We start from the raw sequence: 22068 nt of genomic DNA, 5'->3' as shown, positions 1-22068 counted from the left end.
CGTGTCCTGGTCGCGTCGACAGCCCGGCTTCCGTGATGGCGAGTCGATCGACGCTGGGGTCGTCGTGTGGGGCCGGCTCTGGCGGCGTCACCGTGCGGGCGGGTCGGGCCCGCTCGGCTGTCACAGCGCGCGCAGCGCGCCGCCGTCGACCGGCAGGGTGATTCCGGTGAGGTAGCTCGCGGCGGGGGAGAGCACGAACGCGGCCACCCGGCCGAACTCGGCGGGGTCGCCGACGCGGCGCAGCGGGATGCCGGCCTCCGCCTCGGCGCGGGCTCGCTCCGGGTCACCGGTCGCTCCGAACAGTTCCCGGTTGCGGTCGGTCATGATCCGGCCGGGCAACAGCCCGACCACCCGGACCCCACGAGGACCGTAGTCGTCGGCGATGTCCTTGGCGGCCCCGACCAGGCCGGGCCGCAGACCGTTGGAGATACCGAGACCGGGCACCGGGCCACGCGCCGAGGTGGAGAGCACCAACCCGATCGCGCCGCCCTCGGGCAGGGCGTTGGCGACAGTGCGTACGGCGCGGATGGTGCCCAGGAAGACGGTCTCGAAGGAGAGCCGCCACTGCTCGTCGGTGACCGCTGCGGCGTTGCCCGGCGGTGGTCCACCGACCGAGATCAGCGCGCCGTCGAGCCGGCCGAAGTGTTCCTGGGCGGCGGCGACGAGCTGCCCCGGGGTCTCCGGGTGGGTCAGGTCCGCGGTCAGCCCGACGGCGTGCTCCGGGCCGCCCAGCTGCTGCGCGGCGGCGGCCACCGCGTCCGGGTCGCGGGCCGAGAGCACCACCCGCGCGCCGTCGGCGACCAGGCTCTGTGCGGTCGCGTAACCCAGACCGCGGGAGGCGCCGGTGAGGACGTACACGCGGTCGGTCAGTCCGAGATCCATAACTCCGATCCTGCCGCATCCGGTAACCCGTCGCCAGCACGGGTGGACAGCCGTGGGGCGGGGCGCAGCAGGCGTACCCGGCCGGCTATCTGCAGCGCGACGGCGCCGCCGGCGCGGCCCACCGCTGGCGCCCGGCGCGGGCGCGGCGCTCGAAGCCCGTCGTAGCGCAGGCGTGCCTCCCGGACGGCCAACTCCTCGGCGGCGGCCGGGGGGAGCGCCTGCTGGGCGCGCAGCGCCCGGGCCAGGTCCCAACCGTCGCGCAGCGATCCACAGGTGGGTCGCCGGGCGGCCCACTCGGCGAAGGCGGTCGACCAGCGGGCACCGAGGCCTGCGGCGAGCAGTGGCCAGTGCCGGGCCACCTCGCCGGCCCGTTTGCGCAGCAGGGCCGCGCGGGTGGCGGCCAGCGGGCCCGGCGCGAACCCCGCCGGTGGCTCACCCCCGGCGACCAGCGCCGCGACAAGTTCGGCCTGCCGTTCGGCCAGCCCGACGCGGGGCGTCGGCGCGCTGCCGCCCTCTGGGGTGCCCGTCATGTCACGGCGGGAAAGCCCGCGGTGGCGGCCAGGGCGTCCAGTTCGGCGCGGAGTTCGACGGCCGGCGGATAGTGGCCGTCGCGCTCCAGCAGCAGGGCCGGCGGTCGCCGTCGGGCGCAGAGCGCGCCGAGAAGCTCCAGCACCGCTGTCGGCACCGGGTCGGTGTGGGTGTCGTGGTAGAAACCGCCGTGTTCCGCGCCGCCGGCCACGTGGGCGTACGCGACCCGTTCCAGCGGCAGGCGGTCCAGTAACGCCAGCGGGTCGGCACCCCTGTTGCGGGCGTTGGCGTGCACGTTTGCCACGTCCAGCAGCAGCAGTGCTCCGGTCCGGTCGAGGATCTCGGTGAGGAAGTCCGCCTCGGTCAGCTCGTCGTCGGGCCAGTCGACAAGCGCGGCGATCGGTTCCAGCGCGATCGGCACCGGAAGCTCGGCCTGTGCCCGGGCGACGTTGGCGCAGACCGCGTCGACGGCCTCCCAGCTGCGCGGCAGCGGCAGCAGGTGGCCGGCCTCCAGACCGCCGGCCCGGACGAACGCGATGTGCTCGCTGACCAGCGGGGCGTCCAGGCGTTGCGCCACCGCGGCCAGGTGCGCGACCCGGGCCGGGTCGACCGGCTCGGCGCCGCCGAGAGAGAGCCGCACCCCATGGGGTACGACGGTCACCGCGCGGTCCCGCAGCTGGGTCAGGCCGGGCGGAAGCGGCCCGGAAGCGGGCACCCCCTCGGCCACCACCTCCACGAAGCGCAGGCCGGGCAGCTCGGCCACGAAACCGGCGATCTCCGGCCGCCAGCCGATGCCGACGCCGGACGGGCCGGTCATCCGCCGCACCCCCCGCCGCCGCACCCGCCTCCGCCGCCGCAGGAGCTGCCGCCGTCCGAGCCGGAGCTGTCACCACCGCCCGAGGATCCGTCGGACCCTCCGGACCAGCCGCTACCGGCGGCGGCCTGGCGCTGGATCTCGGCCTGCTCGGCGAAGCCAGGGTCGAGCGCCCAGAGCGAGGCGGTGCCGTACAGGGCCACGCCCATCGCCGCGCCGGCCGCTCCGTAGGTGGCGTAGGCCGGCGCGGAGGCGGGGGCGAGGTGGGTGTGCTGGCGGCGGACGGAGCGCAGCGCGGCCCGACCTGCCCGGGTGAGCATCGGGACCCGACGCAGCACCAGCGTGACGATCAGGAGAGCGACCAGGGTCAGCAGCAGGTAGCCGACCGGGCGGCCGCTGAACAGGCCGGAGACCAACCGGAGCACACCGAGACCCAGCAGGGCGATCAGGAGCGTGGCCCAGAAGCGGGCCCGCGCGCGTTGCGCGTCGTTGGTCAGCAGCCCGCGCTCCTCCAGGCCGTTGCGGATCTGGTGCAGCGCGACGCGTACACGCTCGTCCTGGGGCAGGTCCCGGACCCGCGAGTGCTGGTGGGCTGCCCAGTGGATGGCCTGGTCCAGTGGGGTGAGCCCGGTCGGTGCGGCACCGACGGTGGTCAGTCGGCGGTCCGGTCGTACGCCGACCGCGCCGCTGCCGCGCAGCCCGCCGAGCGCCGCGTGCACCGCGAGTTGGGGGCCACCGTTGAGGTACGCGACCTGCTGTGGTCCGAGGGGATCGGCGGTCATGGCACCGCTCGACCCGACCGCCAGACGGAACCGCTGGTACGCCACGATCGCCACCACCAGGATGGCCGCGGCGATGTAGTAGCGGAGGAAGGTCGGGCCGGAGATGCCCCAGGTGTCGCCGGACGCGGCGTGGACGGTCATCGACTGCTCCTGTCACCGGAGGGATCGGCGGACCCATTGTGGAGCAGCCTCGCCACGGTCGACAGACCGGTGTGCGCGCGGTCAGTGCCGGCGGACCGCCTCCTCGACGAGGTCGAGCACCGGGCCCAGGTCGCCGGCCGGTCGGCCCATGGCCAGGTGCAGCACCAGGCCGTCGTAGGCCAGCTCCAGGAACTGGGCCAGCACGTCGATCGGGACGTCCTCGCGCAGCACCCCGGCGTCGCGTTGGCGGGCCAGCCGGTCCCGGGTCGCCTCGGCGATCGCGGCGGACCGCTCCGCCCAGCGCTTGGCGAACGCCGGGTCGGTGCGCAGCCGACGGGAGACCTCCAGTTGGCTGCCCAGCCAGCCGGTGGTGTCCGGCGAGACGGCGCGAGCGAGAAGGTCGCGCATCACCTGCACCAGACCGTTGCGGGCCACCGTCTCGACCATGACGGCGGCGTCGTCCTCGGCGACGGCCAGGAAGAGCGAGTCCTTGTCGCGGAAATGGTGGAAGATCGCGCCACGGGACAGGCCGGTGGCCTCTTCGAGGCGGCGTACGGTCGCCCCCTCGTAGCCGAGCCGGGCGAAACACGCCCGGGCCGCGGCGAGGATCTCCTGCCGGCGAGCGTCGAGCTGGTCCTGGCTTACTCTGGGCACACGTCGATCGTCGCAGGTCAGCTCGGGGCATGCAAACCGTACGTACGGCTTGGGATGTTGCCGACTACCATCGCCCGGTGACCCAGCCCCACACCCTGCCCAGCTCCCCGCTGACGGTGGCCACCATCCAGGCCACCCCCACACCGGGCGACGTCGCCGGCAACACGGTCATCGCCGCCGACCTGATCATCCAGGCCGGTGAGCGGGGCGCGCGGGTGGCCGTCCTGCCGGAGCTGTTCCTCTGCGCGTACCACCCGCCGGTTCTCGCCGCCGACCCGGCCGGCACGGACGTCGCGGCCGACCCGGCCGGGATGGTCGCGGATCCCCGGCTCGACCCGCTGCGCGTCGCGGCGCGTGAGGCCGGCGTCACCGCGGTGGTCGGCGCGGCCGTCCGGCACCCCGATGGCCGGCGGACCATCGCGGCGCTGGTGGTCGACCGGACCGGCGAGGTGCGGGTCGGGTACGACAAGCAGCAGTTGTGGGGCGACGAGCGGGAGCTGTTCAGCCCCGGCGGCCGGGGTGCCACGCTGCTCGTCGACGACTGGCGGCTCGGGCTCGGCATCTGCTACGACGGCTGTTTCCCCGAGCACGGCCGGGCCGCGGCCCTCGACGGCGCGCACGCCTACCTGTGTCCCAGCGGATACCTGGCCGGCTCCGAGCACCGCCGGGATCTCTACTACGCCGCACGTGCCCTGGACAACACGATGTTCGTGGTCTTCGCCAACGCGGTCGGCGGCGTCGATCCGTGGCGGTTCAACGGCGGTGCGGCCATCTACGATCCCGAGGGGCGGGTGCTGGCCCGTGGCCCCGACGACGGCACGGCGGTGCTCGTGGCGACGCTGGATCCCGCAGTGCTCGCGGCCACCCGGACGGCCCACTCGATGCTTCTCGATCGGTTGCCGGACCAGGGCGGCGCCCGGCTGTCGATGCCTGGCTGAGCCTGCCGTCAGCTCGATACCCGCCGCATCTGTTAACAGACACGTCGGTCCCGTAGGGTGCCCGAGTGCCACTGCTCCTGCTGGACCTGGACAACACCCTGCTGGATCGGGCCGGGCCGTTCCGCCGCTGGGGTGAGCGCTTCCTGGACAGCATCGGCGCGCCCCACACCGACATCGACTGGCTGATCTCGATCGACGCCGACGGTCTGACCGACCGCTGGGACCTCGCCGACGCCATCCGGGACCGCTACGAGCTGCGGATTCCCTCGATCGACCTGGTCGAGGAGCTGCACGACGGGGTGGTGGCGCAGACCCGGCTCGACCCGCTGACCGCCTGCGCGCTGCGGATCGCCGACGACGCCGGCTGGGTGCCGGTGGTGGTCTGCAACGGCACCGTACGCGTCGAGGACGCCAAGATTCGCCGGACCGGGCTGGACCAGTACGTCGCGGACTGGGTGATCTCCGAGGAGGCCGGCGTCAGCAAGCCCAACCCGAGAATCTTCGCGCTCGCCGCCCAGCGGGTCCGGATGCCGCTGCGGGGGGCGTGGGTGATCGGCGACAGCCCGGAGGCGGACATCGGCGGGGCCGCCGCCGTCGGGCTGCCCAGCGTCTGGCTGCACCGGGGGCGCACCTGGTCGGACGTCCGGTTCGCGCCGAGCCGCACCGTGGACGGGTTGATCGCCGCGGTCGCCACCGTCCTGGCCCACTGAGGGTCTTCCGCGCTGCCGGCCGTACGTCCGAGCGGTCGTTCGGGTGGCGGCCCGGTAATTCGGTTGACCGGCCGACTGGGTCGTACGAGCATTGTCCGCGCATGGTGCATCCCGGGCGTGTGCCCGGTCGAGGAGAGGAGGCGGGTCATGGCCGTCTTTGCAGGTCGCTTCCAGCTGCCTATCTCAGCCTCGACCAAGGGAACCTCACCACAGTGCGCGATCATGACCTTCCGGCGCTTGAGCGCCGGAGCCGCGGCAAGAGCCGCTTCGACGACGACGAACAGCAGTTTCTGAAGCGCGGGCGGCCCACCGAGCCGCTCGCAGACCCGGACAGCGAACCTGACCCGGACACCGGCGAGCGCTGGTCGTCCTGGGACGACGCCGTGCACGGGCCACAGCCGCACCCCGCCTGGCTGGTCACCGAGTTGGCCGCCAAGGACACCGAGCTGGGTGTGTTGAAGACCGGCAAGGAGGCGGACGTCCACCTGGTCCGTCGGGCCGTGCCGGACACCGACCGGTCCTGTCTGCTCGCGGTGAAACGCTACCGCGATCCCGAGCACCGGTTGTTCCACCGCGATGCCGGCTACCTGGAGGGCCGTCGGGTGCGCCGGTCCCGGGAGAACCGGGCGATGGCCAGCCGGACGGCGTTCGGCCGGCAGATGATCGCCGGGCAGTGGGCGGCAGCCGAGTTCGCCGCGCTGAGCCGGCTCTGGGAGATCGGCGCCGGGCACGACCGCATCGCCGTGCCGTACCCGGTGCAGTTGCGGGGCACCGAGCTGATGCTGGAGTTCGTCGGTGACGCCGAGTCGGGGGAGGCGGCACCCCGACTGGCCCAGTTGCGACCCGGCCCGACCGAGCTGCGTGACCTGTGGGCCCAACTGGTGGAGGCGCTGCGGGTGCTGGCGCGGGCCGGCTACGCGCATGGCGACCTGTCGCCGTACAACCTGCTCGTGCACCAGGGTCGACTGGTCGTGATCGACCTGCCGCAGGTGGTCGACGTGGTGGCGAACCCACAGGGGCCGGAGTTCCTGGCCCGCGATGTGCGGGTGGTCGGCGCCTGGTTCGCGGCCCGGGGTCTCCCCGCCGAGCTGGTGGACCCGGGCATGTTGACCGGAGAGCTGCTGCACGAGGCGGGCCTGCGCTGATCGGAGCGGGTCGGGCGGCCGCACCGCCCGACCCGCCACGTCGGCTATTGCAGGTAGCGCTCCACCTCGGGCTTGGGGCGTTCGCCCTGGGCGTCCGGGTCGCCGTGGGTCTCCCGGGCGGCCCGTCGGCGGCGTAGCAGGTCCCAGCACTGGTCGAGGGACTCCTCCAGGGCGCGCAGCCGCTCGCTGGCCTCGCCCTCGGTGCCCGACTCGTGGGACTGGGCGTCGGCACGCAGCTTGTGTTCCTCGTCGACCAGCTCGGAGATCCGGTTCAGGATGGTCTTGTCGTCCATGCCACAGAGCCTGGCACAGGGTGTCGGGCGTCGCCCGGATTCGGGGGTACCGGTGCGTCCCGGATCACCGACCCGCATCGGTCGGCCCTCCGTCGCCCTGGCGGAGAGGTGGCAGCCCGGCCGGCGGGATGCGGCCAGCTTCCGCCCGTCGTGGTGGCGGGGTCGGCCACCCGGCGGGTGCAACTCCTGAATATCCATTCTGGATTTGCTCGACGTAGAACATCGATGGTTGTACGTGCGCTTAGATGGAAATTGCGCTGTCCGCAAGTCTGGAGGTGCCCTCCGTTTGGTGAGATGCTTCCGGCGGCCCATAAGGTGAAAGTTTCATCAACCTGACCGACCGAAGTGGACAGTCGCGGTCGTCGGGACGACGAGGAGACGTGGTTCGATGTCGCAGGTGTCCGAGACGCGCCCCGTCACCGTCAGCGCCGAGCCCCGGACGATCCCGTTACGACGCGTTCTCCCGGCACTGGCCCGCGATCCGCTGGGCGCACTCGTCGACTTCGCGCAGGACGCCGGCGGTGACGTCGTCCGACTCAACCTCGGCTCGTTCCGCCCCTATCTCGTCAGCCACCCTGAGCACCTGCAACGCATTCTGCGGGACAACGTTGCCAACTACACCCGGGACGGCGACGGGTTGCTCTGGCGCCCCGTACGCCGAATCGTCGGCGACGCCATCCTGGTCGCCGAGGGTGAGATCTGGGAATCCAGCCGAGGCGCGCTGCAACCGTTGTTCACCGCCAAGCGGGCCGAGATGCTCGTCGACAGGATGGCCGAGGCGATCAACGAGGCGGTCGACGAGTGGCTCGAACCGGCTCGCGCCGGTCGCCCGATCGACGGCGGAGCCGAACTGACCCGGATCGTCCTGCGCACCACAATGCGGGTGCTCTTCGCCGACCGGATCTCGGTGCCCGACGCGCTGCGGATCAGCGCCGCACTGGACACCGTCACCACCGCGATGCTCCCCCGACTGCTGATGCCCGTCGTGCCGTACGCGGTACCGATGCCCGGCGACCGGCGCTTCCGCGAGGCGGTGCGCACCATCGACGAGGTGGTGCTGCCGATCATCCGGGAGGCCCGGGCCCATCCCACCGACGGCGAGGACATCATCTCCACGCTCTGCCGGCCGCGCGCCGACGGCAGCGAACCCGACGAGTACGCGATCCGCGGCGACGTGGTCGCGATGTTCTCCACCGCCACCGAGACCACGATCGCCCTGCTCTCCTGGCTCTGGCCGGTGCTCGGGTTCCGGCCCGACGTGGCCGAGCGGATGACCGACGAGATCGAGCGGGTGGTCGGCGGCGAACGGGTCGGACGCGAGCACCTGCCCCAACTGCGCTACGGCCGGATGGTGCTCGACGAGATGCTGCGGCTCTATCCGGCCGGCTGGATGATCCCGCGTACCGCGGTCGGCGACGACGTGCTGGGCGGGGTACGGGTCAAGGCCGGCGGCACCGTGCTGGTCAGCCCGTACGTGACCCAGCGGATGTCGACCTTCTGGACCGACCCGACACTCTTCGACCCCGAGCGGTTCGCGCCGGAGCTGCCCCGGCGGCGTTACCGCTACTCCTACTTCCCGTTCGGCGGGGGCCCGCACCAGTGCCTCGGTCAGTACCTGTTCCTGCTGGAGGCCCAGCTCATCGTCAGCACCGTGCTGAGCCGCTACCGTTTCCGGCTGCGCGAACCGGTCGATCTCACCCCCCGGATGGGCGCCTCGCTGCAACCCAAGCAACGGGCCGAACTCATCCTCACCCCGGTCGAGCGCCCGGCCGCATCGTGACGGGTACCCCGCGACCGGCGCGGGCCGGTCAGGACGCGGTCGCCGAGCAGGGCCGGGTGTGCGCACTCGCCGTACGGGGCGTACGCGACCTTCAGACCGTCACCGCCGCCCATCCCGAGCTGTTCGACGCCGCGCCGTTCGACCCGGCACTGCTCAGTTCGGTGGCCACGGCCATCGCCTTCACCGCGCCGTGGCACACCGCCGCCGAACTGCGGATCACCACCCGTACCCTGCTCTGGGTCTTCGCCGCCGACTGGCAGGTCGACTACCTCGCCCGGTCCGTGGACGACGTCCGGGAGGTCGTGAATGACTGCCTGGCGGTGGCCGACGGTGCCGCGCCGCCACCCGGGCGGCACCTGGCCCGACTGCTGGCCGACCTGCGCGACGAGCTGACCACCGTGCCGGCGTTCACCCGGCGGCGCCCGATCTGGCGTGACGAGTTGGCCCGGATGCTCGACGCCGTGGCGCGGGAGTGGGACTGGAAGAACCTGCCGACCGACCCCACCACCGGGCGACGCCTGCCGGACCTGGACCGCTACCTGGACAACGCGGACAACCTGGCCTGCTCCTTCGTCAACGCCACCCACTGGATCGCGACCGGTGACGACCGGACACTTGCCCAGTTGACCGACCTGCTGGACGCCGGACGTGGCGTGCAGCGGGTGCTGCGGTTGGTCAACGACCTCGCCACACAGACACGTGACGCCGAGTGGGGTGACCTGAACGCCCTCTCGCTCGTCGACGACCCGGCGCAGGTGCACGACCGGCTGGCCGAGCTGACCGCCCGCTCCCGGGGTGACCTGGCCGCCCTCGCCGAGCGGTGCCCCCGTCAGGCGGACTACCTCAACCGGCAGATCTCCTTCACCGGCGGCTTCTACCAACTGTCGGACTTCTGGGGACTGCGCGATGAGTGACTGTGGCACCCGCTTCCTCGCCGACGCGGCGACGACCACCGAACCGGTCGCCGACGCCGCCCGCGAGCTGGTCGCCGGCCTCGGCCTGCGGCCGTGGGGGGAGGTCGCCGCGTCCGTGTACGAGACGGGGCGGCTGGTCGCCGTCGCCCCCTGGCTGACCGGGCACCACCAGCGGATCGCGTTCCTGGTGCGCACCCAGCGCCCGGACGGAGCGTGGGGCCCACCCGAGGGGTACGCCCTGGTGCCGACGCTGAGCGCCACCGACGCGCTGCTCGCCGTGTTGTCCGACGGCAGGGCCGGGACGGAGCTGCTCGCCCCGGTGGCCCGTGGGCTCCGCGCGCTCGTCGACACGCTGCTCCGCACGGACGCCCGGACCCTGCCGGACACCCCCGCGCTGGACCTCATCGTTCCGGCGCTGGTCGACACGATCAATGGCCGGCTCGCCGGGCTGAAAGGAGCCGCCGCCGACCGACTGGCCCGCGCGCCACTGCCGCTCCCGGCCGGGCTGAACCGGGACCGGCTGCGCGCGGTGCGGTCCGCGGTGGCCGCCGGAGCGGCGCTGCCGCCGAAGTTGGCCCACTTCTACGAGATCCTGGACGCGGCACCCCCCGACGCCGGCCCCACGCTCACCGCCGTCGGCGCTTCACCCGCCGCGACCGCGGCCTGGCTGAGCGTCGCCGGCCCGGCTGCCGGCCCCGCCGCGTACGCCTTCCTGCGGGCGTTGATCCGCGACGGAGGTGGCCCGGTGCCCTGCCCCGCACCGATCACCGTCTTCGAGCGCGCCTGGGTGCTGAGCGGTCTGCACCGGGCCGGGTTCACGATCGACCCGCCGGCCTCGGTCCTGGAGAGCCTGACCGCTGCCACCACCGGCCAGGGCATCGCCACCGGCGACGGCCTGCCGACCGACGCGGACACCACGGCGGTCTCCCTCGACGCGTTGGCCCGACTCGGCCGTCCGGCGGACCCGGCCAGCCTGTGGGCGTACGAGACGGCTGACGGCTTCTGCACCTGGCCGGGGGAGGACGGTTTCTCGGTCACCACGAATGCCCACGTGCTGGACGCCTTCGGTCAGTACGTGAGCCGGTACCCGGACGCGGACGGTCGCTACCACCGGGCGGTCGACCGGCTGAGCGCGGTGCTGACCGGGCGTCAACGCGCGGACGGTGCCTGGCAGGACAGGTGGCACGCCTCGCCGTTCTACGCCACCGCCTGCTGCGTCCTGGCACTTGCCGAGTTCGGGCGGGGCGCGGCTGCCGCCGAGGCGGTGGATCGGGCAGCCGCCTGGGTGCTGGACAGCCAGCGCGCGGACGGCTCGTGGGGGCGGTGGGACGGCACCGCCGAGGAGACCGCGTACGCCCTCCAGGTGCTGTTGACGGTGCCGACGACGGTGCCCCGGGTCGACGCGGCCGTGGCGCGCGGGCACGCCTACCTGCACGAATCCGCCGCGCGGGAGCACCCTCCACTGTGGTACGGCAAGGAGCTGTACTGTCCGACAGTCATCGTTCGCGCAGCGGTGCTCGCCGCCTGCCGACTGGCCGGCATCCGTGCCGCCGGCGTGGACCGATCGGTGGTGGATTGCGGTTACCAGTCAACAAAAACAGCGACTTGAGGGGTTGTGTGGACACTGCTAGCGTACGCAGAGCCTCAGCCCCGGATGCCCCGCTGTGGTGGGACGTCGCCCCCTCTGATCATTCGTTGATGAGCTGAGTCAACGCCCGGCCTGGGACGGTTCAATGCGCTCTCGCGGTACCAGTATCCGCACCAAGGTTGTCGCCCTGCTGCTCTCCCTGGTCGCGCTCTGGATGTTCGCGGCGTGGGTGACCCTGCGTGACGGCTTCAATCTCCTCGGTGTCCAGTTGCTCAACAGCAAGGTCTACACGCCGAGCGAGCCGCTGCTGCAGGAACTCCAGGTGGAGCGGCGGTTGACCCAGGCGTACCTGAGCAATCCCGAGGCCGCGCAGCGGACGGCCCTTGAGGCCGAACACCGCAAGACCACGCAGTTGGCCGGCGCCTTCGCCGACTCGGTGCGCAACTGGCAGGTCGACATGGCCGGCAGCTCCGCACTGGACAATCAGCTCCGTATGACGATCGCCCAGGTCGACACGTTGAAGCAGACGCGTGCCGAGGTGCTCGACCGCAAGATCGATCGGATCGCCGCCGCCGAGGCCTACACCGGCGCGATCGAATCGATCTTCCAGATCTACGACGTGACAGGCAGCCTGGACGACAAGCAGATCGCCGGCGAGGCCGCCGCCCTCATCCAGCTCAACCGGATGAAGGAGCTGGTCTCGCAGGAGGACGCACTGCTCAGCGGCCTCTTCGGCAACGGGCGGATGAGCGGTGCCGAGTACGCCCGCTACGTCGCGCTGGTCGGCGCGGAGCGGTTCGTCGGTGAGGAGACCCGGGTCCGGCTCGCCGACGCCGACCAGCGCCGCTACCAGCAGCTCGTCGAGGGTGAGGCGTTCACCCGACTGCACGCCGTGCAGGACAGCATCATCCGCGAGGGCCGGCCGTCGACGCAGCTACCGGTCGGCGCCGAGCAGTGGCGCGGCACCGTGGAACCCGCGCTGGCCGAGATCAACGACGTCGTGGTCGACGGCGGTGAGGGCATCGTGGACCGGGCCACCGGCGTCGCCGTGATGGTCGTCGTCCGGCTGGTGCTCGCCACCGGTCTGGGCCTGCTCGCCGTCATCGCCTCCGTCGTCATCTCCATCACCACCGCGCGGAACCTGCTGCGCCAGCTGGAGCGGCTGCGACAGGCCGCCTGGCAGCTCGCCGACGAGCGGCTCCCCCGGGTGGTGGACCGGCTCGGGCGCGGCGAGGAGGTCGACGTGGCCACCGAGGCGCCCCCGCTGGAGTTCGGCACCGACGAGATCGGTCAGGTCGGCAAGGCGTTCAACGCCGTTCAGGAGACCGCCCTGCGCACCGCCGTCGAGCAGGCCGACCTGCGTCGCAACGTCCGCGAGGTCTTCCTGAGCCTGGCCCGACGCACGCAGGCGCTCGTCCACCGTCAGCTCACCCTGCTCGACGCGATGGAACGCCGCGAGCACGACGCGGAGGAGCTGGAGGACCTGTTCCGGGTCGACCACCTCGCCACCCGGATGCGGCGCAACGCGGAAAACCTGATCGTGCTCTCCGGCTCCACCCCTGGTCGGGCCTGGCGGCGCAACGTCCCGATGGTCGACGTGGTGCGCGGCGCCGTGGCCGAGGTGGAGGACTACACCCGGGTCAACGTGCTGCCGCTCGGTCCTGTCTCGCTCGCCGGCCGCGCGGTCGGCGACGTCATCCACCTGCTCGCCGAGCTGATCGAGAACGGCCTGTCGTTCTCCCCGCCCCACACGACGGTCGAGGTCCGCGGTCAACTGGTCTCCAACGGCTTCGCCATCGAGATCGAGGACCGTGGCCTCGGCATGAGTGAGGAGGACCTGGCCGCGGCGAACCACCGGATCGTCGACCAGTCCGAGCTGAACCTCGCCAACGCCGCCCGCCTCGGGCTCTACGTGGTGAGCCGGCTGACCGAACGGCACGGCGTGCGGGTACGGCTCAAGGAGTCCGCGTACGGCGGCACCACCGCTGTCGTGCTGATCCCGCTGGAGCTGGTCACCGAGGCCGACGCCTCCCCGGAGGACTCCGGCTCGTTCCGGACCGGCTCGGCCATCCCGATGCCGCCGGCACCCGCCACGGACACCGGCCGTACGACCCCCCTCGCACCGGTCGCGCTCGCCGCACCGACGACCACCACGTCGGAGGTGGCGGTGACCTCGGCGGCGCCGAATCCAGCCGACGCCACCGCGCCGACGACGGACGGGGAGACCGAGGCGGAAACCGTTCTCCCCACCCGACAGCGGACCACCCCGGCAACCAGCGCCCCCGACCTGCCCACCCGCGCCCGGCGCGGGCCCGCTCAGCCAGCCTTGGAAGCCCCGACAGTGCCCACCGGGCTGCCCGCTGTCGACACCACCCGCCCGGAGACCCCCGGCGAAGAGGCGGCCCCGGCCGGCGACGGTGGGCCGGCGCCCGCCAGCGCCGATGCGGAGCGGACCGACTCCGGCCTGCCCGTCCGGGTCCGACAGGCGAACATCGTTCCCGAGTTGCGAGACGACCCGGCGGTGTCCGAAACCGACGACGAGGATGTGGTGCGCCCACCGGAGCAGGTTCGCCGGATGATGAGCTCCTACCAGACCGGCACCAGGCGTGGGCGGACCGACGCGGCGCGGCTGCTCGGCGGCGCCTCCGGCGCACCGGTGACGACGACGCCGTCCGAGCCGGCCGACGAGGATCCACAAGCGACCTGACCGAGCACCGACGACGCGCGGTGTGACGGTCGAGCCCCAGACGAACAACGGCGCACAGCCGGGCGAGAAGAGGACGACGAAGTGACCCAGAAGACGGCTTCGAGCGCCGACCTGACGTGGTTGCTGGATGACCTGGTGGGCCGGGTGAAGCAGGCCGAACACGCGGTCGCGCTCTCCACCGACGGCCTCCTGATGGCCTCCTCGCAGGGGTTGAGCCGGGACGACGGCGAGCACCTCGCTGCGATGGCGGCTGGCATCCAGAGCCTCGCGCGGGGCGCCGGCAAGCGTTTCGGTGGCGGGCAGGTGCAGCAGACCATCATCGAGATGCAGTCGTCGTTCCTGTTCGTCACCGCGGCGGGCCGCAACGCCTGCCTGGCGGTACTGGCCAGCGAGGACGCCGACGTCGGCCTGATCGCCTACGAGATGGCGATGCTGGTCACCCGGGTCGGCAAGTACGTCGCATCACCGTCGCGCGGCACTGATCAGCAGGTCGGCGAGAGGTAGCGGCGATGACGGTCCAGGGGGAGTCCGCAGACCATCAGTGGGTGGATGACCACGCGGGCCCGGTGGTGCGTCCGTACGCGGTGACGCGTGGTCGGGCCCGCCCGGTCACCGGCACGTTCGACCTGATCTCCCTGGTCACGGCGACTCGAGCCGAGGTCACGCCCGAGGTCGGTCTCGGTCCCGAGCACTTGGCGATCGTCGGGCTGTGCCAACGCATACAGTCCGTCGCCGAGATCGCCGCTCATCTCGACCTGCCGGTGGGCACCATCAGGGTGCTCCTCGGTGATCTGGCGGCCCGCAGCCTGGTGCAGGTCCGCGAGCCGCAGACCACGGCCGGTCTTCCCGACAACAGCATCTTCGAGGCGGTAATCAATGGACTACGGGCACTCTGACCGGCCGGCGGGAGCGACGCCACTGCCCACCGCGATCAAGATCCTGGTCGCGGGCGGCTTCGGCGTGGGCAAGACGACGATGGTCGGCGCGGTCAGCGAAACCCGGCCGTTGCGCACCGAGGAGGTGCTGACGGAGTCGGGGGTCGGCATCGACGACCTGTCCGGGGTGGAGAGCAAGACCACCACCACCGTGGCCATGGACTTCGGCCGGATCACCATCAGCGATGACCTGGTGCTGTACCTGTTCGGTACGCCGGGGCAGGACCGGTTCTGGTTCGTCTGGGACGAGTTGGCGTTGGGGGCGATCGGCGCGGTGGTGCTGGCCGACACCCGCCGGCTCGCCGACTGCTTCCCCTCGATCGACTACTTCGAGGGTCGGGGCACGCCCTTCGTGGTGGCGGTGAACTGCTTCCAGGACGCCCGGAAGTACCGGCTCGACGAGGTTCAGGCCGCGCTGAACCTGGACCCGGGTGTGCCGGTGCTGCTCTGCGACGCCCGGCAGCGTGAGTCCAGCAAGGAGGTGCTCGTCACGCTGATGGAGCACGCCATGAAGACCCGCGAGGCCCGCCGCCGCGCCGCCAGCGGAGACTGACCGGAATTTTTCGGGGGAGGGTGTCCGGAACGCTCCCGGCCGATCGTCATGCTGGCGACACCCCGAGAAAACAAGGGAGCGATCAGATGAAGTACATGATGTTCGTTTGCAGCGACACCGAGCCGGACACCGACCCCACCGAGCTTCCCGACATCGACAAGTGGGTGGCGGAGAACGACTCTCGTGGCCGCCGCCTGACCGGCAACGTACTGGGGCCGACCAGCGCGGCCACCACCGTCCGCGTTCGCGACGGCGAGCTGCTCGTCTCCGAAGGGCCGTTCGCGGAGACCGCCGAGGTGATCGTGGGCTTCGACCTGCTCGACTGCGCCGACCTGGACGAGGCGATCGAGGTGGCCCGCACCCACCCGATGGCCCGTGAGGGGCGACTGGAACTGCGTCCGTTCGCGGACCTGTCCGACTGACGAGGTTGTCCACCCCGCCGCGCCGGCCGGTGCGCAACCCGGCACCGTCCGTCGCGGCGGCGGAGGCCGTCGCGGTCGCCGGCGTCGAGGCGTACCCCCGGATCGTCGCGACCCTCATCCGGGTCACCGGGGACTGGGCGTTGGCCGAGGACTGCGCCCAGGAGTCGTTGACCGTCGCGCTGGAACGTTGGCCCACCGACGGTGTGCCGGGCAACCCGGGCGGCTGGCTCATGACCGTGGCGCGCAACCGGGCGATCGACGTGCTGCGCCGGGCCACAGTGGAGCGGCGCAAGCTGCACGACCTGGCGTTGCTCACGCCCGATGACGCGCAGCCCGAGCCCGAGGTGGGGCAGGACGTGGTGGACGACCGGTTGCGTCTCATCTTCACCTGCTGCCATCCGGCGCTCGCGATCGAGGCCCGGGTGGCGTTGACGCTGCGGACGGTCTGCGGCGTGCCCACCGCTGACATCGCCCGCCTGCTGCTGGTCAGCGAGTCGACGATGACCCGCCGGTTGACGCGGGCGCGCAACCGCATCGCCCAGGCTGGCATTCCGTACCGGGTGCCGAGCGGGCCGGCGCTGACCGAGCGGCTGCCCGGCGTCCTCGCCGTGCTGTACCTGCTGTTCACCAGGGGTTACGTCGCCGACGGCGAACCGGCCTTCGCCGACGAGGCGGTCCGGCTGGCCCGGCTGCTCGACCAGCTGATGCCACACCAGTCCGAGGTCGCCGCGCTGCTGGCGCTGCTGCTGTTGCAACACTCCCGTCGGGACGCCCGCCGCGACGCCGCCGGCAACCTGCTCACCCTGCAACGGCAGGACCGCGACCGGTGGGACCGCGCCGCCATCGCCGAGGGCCTGGCCGCCCTCGATCGGGTACGCCAGGACGGGCCGTACGCGTGGCAGGCCCGGATCGCCGCCAGCCACGCCACCGCCGCCTCGGCCGACGAGACCGACTGGCAGACGATCGCGCGGGCCTACGACGCGCTCGCCGACCTGCGCCCCTCACCGGTGATCGCGCTTAACCGCGCGGTAGCGCACGGCTACGCGTACGGGCCGGTCGCCGGGTTGGTAGTCCTCGACGCGGCCCGCGCCGGGGGCGGGCTGGACGACCATCCGCTCGCCGCGGCGGTGCAGGCCGATCTGGTGGCCCGGCAGGGCGACCGGAGACGCGCGGCAGGACTGTTCCGGGAGGCGGCGGCAGCGGTGGGCTCGACCGCCGAGCGCCGTGCGCTGCTGGACCGGGCCGACGAACTCGACCGGTAGCGGAGCGGCCGCACGGCACCAGGAGCGGTACGTCGGTCATCTGAACCGGCACCGCCTCGCCGATCATGGAGTTGTGGTGGGCGACAAAGCCCCCGTGAACCGCCAAACCAGGCACCACCACTCCATGATCGACGGACCGGGTCTGTCCCCGCTTCGCGATCTTGCATTTTCTGTCCCGACACAAGGGACAGAACCGCTCATGTCGACGACCGAAACTGCAAGATCGGCGCGATCTGTCGCTCGACACACGACCGCGGGGAGGGTCAGCAGCGCTTGGCCATTGCCACGAACCTGGTCCAGGCCGTCCTGTCGAAGGCGAGCGCCGGACCTGCCGGGTCCTTCGAGTCGCGTACGACGAGGAGGCCCGCGCTGTCGCGCTGCGGCTGCGCTGAGCAGTCACCCCTGTCGGCGCAGGCGGCGATCGATATGGTGGCCACATGGCACTGCCGTTCGTGGTTACTCTGCGCGGTTACGACATGCGTCAGGTCGAGAGTCTCTTCGCCGAGGTCGATGAGGCTGTGGCCTCTGACAGTGCAGTGTTGCGGGCTGCCGCGCGAGACGCGCTTCGGGCGACCACCCTGCGACGGCGGTTACGGGGTTACGCGTGCCGCGCCGTGGATGACGCGGTAGCCGAGCGACTACGGACGCTCTGACAGCATCCCTCGCCTGGAACGGTGAAGGCCGCCCCCGCCGGAGCGGGAGCGGCCTTCACCAGCCGTACGACGTCAGTTAGCGATCATGCGGCGCAGCACGTACTGCAGGATGCCGCCGTGCCGGTAGTAGTCCGCCTCACCGGGGGTGTCGATCCGCACCACGGCGTCGAACTCCACGCCGGTGTCGGTGCTGACCTGCACGGTGCGCGGGGTATCACCGTCGTTCAGGGCGGTCACCCCGGTGATGGTGAACGTCTCGGTGCCGGTCAGGCCGAGCGACTCGGCGGTGACGTCCACCGGGAACTGGAGCGGCAGTACGCCCATCCCGATCAGGTTGGAGCGGTGGATCCGCTCGTACGACTCGGCGATGACCGCCCGGACGCCCAGCAGCATCGTGCCCTTGGCCGCCCAGTCCCGCGACGAGCCCGAGCCGTACTCCTTGCCGGCCAGGATGACCAGCGGGATGCCAGCCTCCTGGTAGGCCATCGAGGCGTCGTAGATCGAGGTCTGCTCGCCGGTGAGGTGGTTGACGGTGAAGCCACCCTCCACCCCGGGCACCAGCTGGTTGCGCAGCCGGATGTTGGCGAACGTGCCCCGGATCATCACCTCGTGGTTGCCCCGGCGGGAACCGTACGAGTTGAACTCGTGGCGCGGCACACCGTGCTCGGCCAGGTACGTGCCGGCCGGGGAGTCCGCCTTGATCGCGCCGGCCGGCGAGATGTGGTCGGTGGTCACCGAGTCACCCAGCTTGGCCAGCACCCGTGCGGCGGAGATGTCGACGACCGGGCTCGGCTCCTGCTGCATGCCCTCGAAGTACGGGGGCTTACGCACGTAGGTGGAGTCGTTCTCCCAGGCGAAGGTGTCGCCGGTCGGGGTCGGCAGCGACTGCCACCGCTCGTCGCCGGCGAAGACATCGGCGTACGCGGCGCTGAAACCGGTGGCGCCGATCGCCTGGGCGATGACGTCCTGGATCTCGGCGCTGTTCGGCCAGATCTCGCGCAGGTAGACCGGGTTGCCCTCGGAGTCCTCACCGATCGGCTCGTTGGCCAGGTCGATGTCCATGGTGCCGGCCAGGGCGTAGGCGACCACCAGCGGCGGCGACGCCAGGTAGTTCATCTTGACGTCCGGGTTGATCCGGCCCTCGAAGTTCCGGTTGCCCGAGAGCACCGAGACGACCGACAGGTCGTGCTCGTTGACCGCAGCGGACACCTCCTCGGGCAGCGGGCCCGAGTTGCCGATGCACGTGGTGCAGCCGTAGCCGACCAGGTTGAAGCCGAGCTTGTCCAGGTACGGGGTGAGGCCGGCGCGCTCGTAGTAGTCCATGACGACCTTCGACCCGGGCGCCAGGGTGGTCTTCACCCACGGCTTGCGGGACAGGCCCTTCTCCACCGCGTTGCGGGCCAGCAGCGCGGCACCGATCATCACCTGCGGGTTGGACGTGTTGGTGCAGGAGGTGATCGCGGCGATCACCACTGCGCCGTGGTCCAGCTCGTACTCCACGCCGTCGCTGCCCGTGACCCGGACCGGGTTGCTGGCCCGGCCGCCCGCGCCAACCGCCGCGGTCTCCAGGTCACGCGGCTCGTCGGCCGGGTCGCTGAACTCGTTGGCCGGCGGGTCGCTGGCCGGGAAGGACTCGGCGCTGGCCTCGTCGGCCGGGCCGTTGGCGCCGCGCGGCAGCTCCTCGCGGGGGACACCCGGCTTGAGGTCGCGCTCACCGACGGAGTCGTCGGCCACGTAGTCGGTCAACGCGGAGCGGAACAGCGTCTTGGCGCTGCCCAGCGGCACCCGGTCCTGCGGGCGCTTCGGGCCGGCGAGCGACGGCTCGATGGTGCCGAGATCCAGCTCCAGGCGCTCGGAGTAGTCCGGCTCGGCGTCCGGGTCGTGCCAGAGACCCTGCTCCTTGGCGTACGCCTCGACGAGCGCGACCTGCGCGGCGTCCCGGCCGGTCAGCTCCAGGTAGCGGATCGTCTCCGCGTCGATCGGGAAGATCGCCACGGTGGAGCCGTACTCCGGGGACATGTTGCCGATGGTGGCGCGGTTGGCCAGCGGCACCGCGCTCACGCCGGGGCCGTAGAACTCGACGAACTTGCCAACGACACCGTGCTTGCGCAGCATCTCGGTGATGGTCAGCACCAGGTCGGTGGCGGTGGTGCCGGCCGGCATCTCACCGGAGAGCTTGAAACCCACCACCCGGGGGATCAGCATGCTGACCGGCTGGCCGAGCATCGCGGCCTCGGCCTCGATGCCGCCGACGCCCCAGCCCAGCACGCCCAGGCCGTTGACCATCGTGGTGTGCGAGTCGGTGCCGACCACCGTGTCCGGGTACGCCTGGCCGTTGCGCTCCATGATGGTGCGGGCCAGGTACTCGATGTTGACCTGGTGCACGATGCCGGTGCCCGGCGGGACGACCTTGAACTCGTTGAACGCGGTCTGACCCCAGCGCAGGAACTGGTAGCGCTCCTTGTTGCGCTCGTACTCCAGCTCGACGTTGCGGGCGAACGCGTCCTCGCGGCCGAACAGGTCGGCAATGACCGAGTGGTCGATGACCAGCTCGGCCGGGGCGAGGGGGTTGACCTTGGTGGCGTCGCCGCCCAGGTCACGTACTGCCTCGCGCATGGTGGCCAGGTCGACCACGCAGGGCACGCCGGTGAAGTCCTGCATCAGGACCCGCGCCGGGGTGAACTGGATCTCCACGCTCGGGGCGGCGGTGGAGTCCCACCCGCCGAGCTGGCGGATGTGGTCGGCGGTGATGTTCGCGCCGTCCTCGGTCCGCAGCAGGTTCTCCAGCAGGATCTTCAGGCTGTACGGCAACCGCGCGTGGCCGTCCACCTTGTCGATCTTGAAAATCTCGTAGCTCGCGTCTCCGACGCGTAGCTGGGTCTTCGCACCGAAGGTGTCGAGGCTCGCCACGTCGTACTCCTTCACACCAGCGACCGTGAGTAGTCCTGAGCAGTCTGTCGCACCGGCCGGGGTGCCGCCGAGGTTAGGTGACACTTACCGCCCGAATCCGCTTCCAACAAAACCGTACGTCCGTCTTGCTATATGTGCAAGCGAGTGCCAGGGTTCGAGACAGGAGGTACCGCAATGATCCACCACGTACTGCTGGCCTGTCCGCGCGGCACCGAGGAGGTCTCGCGCGCCTTCTACGCTGGCCTGCTCGGCCTGGTCGAGAAACCCAAACCCCCGGCCCTCGCCGCCCGCGGCGGTTGCTGGTTCATCGGGTACGACGCCGAACTGCACCTGGGCGTCGAAGACGACTTCCGCCCCGCCCGCAAGGCACACCCTGCCCTGCTCCGCCCCGACCTCGACATGCTTGCCGGCCGGCTGCTCGACGCCGGGTACGACGTCGTCTGGGGTGACGACGAACTGCCCGGGATGCGCCGCTTCCATACTCACGACCCGCACGGCAACCGGCTGGAGTTCGTCGCCCCGCTCGCCGGCTGACGCCAGCCCTCGACTCCCGCGGCTGAGCCTGAATGGCGGCTGGGCGGTGTCCGCGAGCACGCCGGTTCACCAGGTCCCAGGGTAGGGTCGGAGGCCGGATCGGAAGGGGTGCCGAGTGGTCGACGTCCAGCACTGGCTCTCGGCCCTGCCTCCGGGCGTGGTCTACCTCATCGTCGCCGGCGTGATCGGCGTCGAGAGCATGGGCGTCCCGCTGCCCGGAGAGATCGTGCTCGTCAGCTCCGCCCTGCTCGCCGCCACCGGAGTGGTGGAGCCGGAGTGGGTGGCCAGCGCCGCGGCGTTCGGCGCCATCGTCGGCGACTCCGTCGGGTACGCCGTCGGCCGACGCGGCGGTCGCCCCCTCCTCGCTCGACTGGGCAGACGGTTCCCCAAGCACCTGGGCCCGGCGCAACTCGCCCGTGCCGAACAGAGCTTCGCGCGGCACGGCGTCTGGGCGGTCTTCTTCGGTCGGTTCGTGGCACTGCTGCGGATCCTCGCCGGGCCGCTCGCCGGTGCGCTGCACGTGCCGTACCGCCGCTTCCTCCTGGCGAACGCGGCCGGCGGGTTGGTCTGGGCCTTCGGCACGACGTACCTGCTCTACTCGGTCGGCAAGGCGGCCGAACACTGGCTGAAGGACATCTCCTGGGCCGGGTTGGTCCTCGCGGTGCTCGCCGGGCTCGGCAGCACCTGGTGGCTGCGCCGCCGCGCCCACCGCGTCACGTCGACCGACAGCGCGTCCGGCGTGGAGGTGGCCTCCGACGGTCAGTCGCCTGCGGTGGCCTCTGACGTCGATCCGGTCCGCGCGGGCACCGAGCACTGATCTTTGACTGATCATGCCGAAGGGCCGGGCCCCGTGGTGGGGTCCGGCCCTTCGGTCATGTGGTTCGGGTTGGGTCAGCTGGTGGCGTAGCCGCGGGTGGCGATCC

The 22068-nt window shown here is 71.7% G+C and carries 23 protein-coding genes; 15 read left to right on the top strand and 8 right to left on the bottom strand.

Annotated elements, in window-relative coordinates; translation table 11 throughout:
• Positions 1-120: 120 nt before the first annotated feature.
• The 5 genes from ACGF3C_RS33125 to ACGF3C_RS33105 form a co-directional block, all read right to left on the bottom strand.
• Positions 121-882 carry an SDR family oxidoreductase gene (locus ACGF3C_RS33125; protein WP_393227722.1) on the bottom strand — a complete coding sequence of 254 codons (762 nt, stop codon included), beginning with the start codon at positions 880-882 and terminating at the stop codon, positions 121-123.
• On the bottom strand, positions 867-1412 hold the full coding sequence (locus ACGF3C_RS33120) for a hypothetical protein (RefSeq protein ID WP_393227719.1): 546 nt from the start codon (positions 1410-1412) through the stop codon (positions 867-869). Before ACGF3C_RS33120 ends, ACGF3C_RS33125 begins: the two co-directional genes overlap by 16 nt.
• Positions 1409-2227, bottom strand: a complete 819-nt coding sequence (locus ACGF3C_RS33115; protein ID WP_393227716.1) for a DUF692 domain-containing protein — start codon at positions 2225-2227, stop codon at positions 1409-1411. The genes ACGF3C_RS33120 and ACGF3C_RS33115 overlap by 4 nt, the downstream gene beginning before the upstream one ends.
• Positions 2224-3147, bottom strand: a complete 924-nt coding sequence (locus ACGF3C_RS33110; RefSeq protein WP_357232913.1) for a TIGR04222 domain-containing membrane protein — start codon at positions 3145-3147, stop codon at positions 2224-2226. Before ACGF3C_RS33110 ends, ACGF3C_RS33115 begins: the two co-directional genes overlap by 4 nt.
• A gap of 81 nt (positions 3148-3228) precedes the next feature.
• Positions 3229-3801 (bottom strand): helix-turn-helix domain-containing protein, encoded by a 573-nt coding sequence (locus ACGF3C_RS33105; protein WP_355009969.1) that lies wholly within the window; start codon positions 3799-3801, stop codon positions 3229-3231.
• A gap of 77 nt (positions 3802-3878) precedes the next feature.
• On the opposite strand from ACGF3C_RS33105, the gene ACGF3C_RS33100 reads away from it, so the two are divergent.
• From ACGF3C_RS33100 to ACGF3C_RS33090, 3 genes are all read left to right on the top strand, one after another.
• Positions 3879-4739 carry a carbon-nitrogen hydrolase family protein gene (locus ACGF3C_RS33100; protein WP_393227713.1) on the top strand — a complete coding sequence of 287 codons (861 nt, stop codon included), beginning with the start codon at positions 3879-3881 and terminating at the stop codon, positions 4737-4739.
• A gap of 65 nt (positions 4740-4804) precedes the next feature.
• Positions 4805-5449, top strand: coding sequence for an HAD family hydrolase (locus tag ACGF3C_RS33095; RefSeq protein WP_393227710.1), 645 nt, complete (start codon positions 4805-4807; stop codon positions 5447-5449).
• Positions 5450-5661: 212 nt separating this feature from the next.
• The gene (locus ACGF3C_RS33090) at positions 5662-6594 is read left to right on the top strand and encodes a serine protein kinase RIO (protein ID WP_393227707.1); all 933 of its coding nucleotides are present in this window, start codon (positions 5662-5664) and stop codon (positions 6592-6594) included.
• A gap of 44 nt (positions 6595-6638) precedes the next feature.
• On the opposite strand, the gene ACGF3C_RS33085 is transcribed toward ACGF3C_RS33090, so the two are convergent.
• Positions 6639-6887 carry a DUF2630 family protein gene (locus tag ACGF3C_RS33085; protein WP_357228581.1) on the bottom strand — a complete coding sequence of 83 codons (249 nt, stop codon included), beginning with the start codon at positions 6885-6887 and terminating at the stop codon, positions 6639-6641.
• A 442-nt stretch (positions 6888-7329) separates the two neighbouring features.
• On the opposite strand from ACGF3C_RS33085, the gene ACGF3C_RS33080 reads away from it, so the two are divergent.
• From ACGF3C_RS33080 to ACGF3C_RS33040, 9 genes are all read left to right on the top strand, one after another.
• Positions 7330-8667, top strand: a complete 1338-nt coding sequence (locus tag ACGF3C_RS33080) for a cytochrome P450 (RefSeq protein ID WP_393227745.1) — start codon at positions 7330-7332, stop codon at positions 8665-8667.
• Positions 8664-9581, top strand: coding sequence for a terpene synthase family protein (locus ACGF3C_RS33075; RefSeq protein WP_357204175.1), 918 nt, complete (start codon positions 8664-8666; stop codon positions 9579-9581). The genes ACGF3C_RS33080 and ACGF3C_RS33075 overlap by 4 nt, the downstream gene beginning before the upstream one ends.
• The gene (locus ACGF3C_RS33070; protein WP_393227703.1) at positions 9574-11190 is read left to right on the top strand and encodes a prenyltransferase/squalene oxidase repeat-containing protein; all 1617 of its coding nucleotides are present in this window, start codon (positions 9574-9576) and stop codon (positions 11188-11190) included. Before ACGF3C_RS33075 ends, ACGF3C_RS33070 begins: the two co-directional genes overlap by 8 nt.
• A gap of 124 nt (positions 11191-11314) precedes the next feature.
• Positions 11315-13876, top strand: a complete 2562-nt coding sequence (locus ACGF3C_RS33065) for a nitrate- and nitrite sensing domain-containing protein (protein ID WP_393227700.1) — start codon at positions 11315-11317, stop codon at positions 13874-13876.
• An 81-nt stretch (positions 13877-13957) separates the two neighbouring features.
• Positions 13958-14380, top strand: coding sequence for a roadblock/LC7 domain-containing protein (locus tag ACGF3C_RS33060; protein ID WP_091403761.1), 423 nt, complete (start codon positions 13958-13960; stop codon positions 14378-14380).
• A 5-nt stretch (positions 14381-14385) separates the two neighbouring features.
• A complete protein-coding gene (locus ACGF3C_RS33055) occupies positions 14386-14772 on the top strand; it encodes a DUF742 domain-containing protein (RefSeq protein ID WP_030337267.1) in 387 nt (128 codons plus the stop codon).
• Positions 14753-15364 (top strand): ATP/GTP-binding protein, encoded by a 612-nt coding sequence (locus ACGF3C_RS33050; RefSeq protein WP_355009975.1) that lies wholly within the window; start codon positions 14753-14755, stop codon positions 15362-15364. The genes ACGF3C_RS33055 and ACGF3C_RS33050 overlap by 20 nt, the downstream gene beginning before the upstream one ends.
• An 86-nt stretch (positions 15365-15450) precedes the next feature.
• Positions 15451-15786: a YciI family protein gene (locus ACGF3C_RS33045; protein WP_387354257.1), complete on the top strand. Its 336-nt coding sequence runs from the start codon at positions 15451-15453 to the stop codon at positions 15784-15786.
• Positions 15787-15791: 5 nt separating this feature from the next.
• A complete protein-coding gene (locus tag ACGF3C_RS33040; protein WP_393227696.1) occupies positions 15792-17048 on the top strand; it encodes an RNA polymerase sigma factor in 1257 nt (418 codons plus the stop codon).
• A 263-nt stretch (positions 17049-17311) separates the two neighbouring features.
• Here ACGF3C_RS33040 and ACGF3C_RS33035 read toward each other — a convergent pair whose 3' ends face one another.
• Entirely contained in the window at positions 17312-17485 is a 174-nt protein-coding gene (locus ACGF3C_RS33035; RefSeq protein WP_357228592.1) for a DUF397 domain-containing protein, read from the bottom strand.
• Here ACGF3C_RS33035 and ACGF3C_RS33030 point away from each other — a divergent pair, their 5' ends adjacent.
• Positions 17486-17701, top strand: a complete 216-nt coding sequence (locus tag ACGF3C_RS33030; RefSeq protein WP_357228595.1) for a hypothetical protein — start codon at positions 17486-17488, stop codon at positions 17699-17701.
• 72 nt (positions 17702-17773) lie between these two features.
• Here ACGF3C_RS33030 and ACGF3C_RS33025 read toward each other — a convergent pair whose 3' ends face one another.
• The gene (locus ACGF3C_RS33025) at positions 17774-20626 is read right to left on the bottom strand and encodes an aconitate hydratase (protein WP_393227693.1); all 2853 of its coding nucleotides are present in this window, start codon (positions 20624-20626) and stop codon (positions 17774-17776) included.
• Positions 20627-20785: 159 nt separating this feature from the next.
• Here ACGF3C_RS33025 and ACGF3C_RS33020 point away from each other — a divergent pair, with 159 nt between their 5' ends.
• Positions 20786-21145: a glyoxalase gene (locus tag ACGF3C_RS33020; RefSeq protein WP_357207433.1), complete on the top strand. Its 360-nt coding sequence runs from the start codon at positions 20786-20788 to the stop codon at positions 21143-21145.
• A 115-nt stretch (positions 21146-21260) separates the two neighbouring features.
• Entirely contained in the window at positions 21261-21962 is a 702-nt protein-coding gene (locus ACGF3C_RS33015; protein WP_357235082.1) for a DedA family protein, read from the top strand.
• Positions 21963-22068: the final 106 nt, after the last annotated feature.

Source organism: Micromonospora sp. NPDC047762 (assembly GCF_043204655.1).
Classification (GTDB): Bacteria; Actinomycetota; Actinomycetes; order Mycobacteriales; family Micromonosporaceae; genus Micromonospora.
The sequence above is the reverse complement of the archived record's forward strand: the minus strand, read 5'-3'. Positions and strand labels throughout refer to the sequence as shown.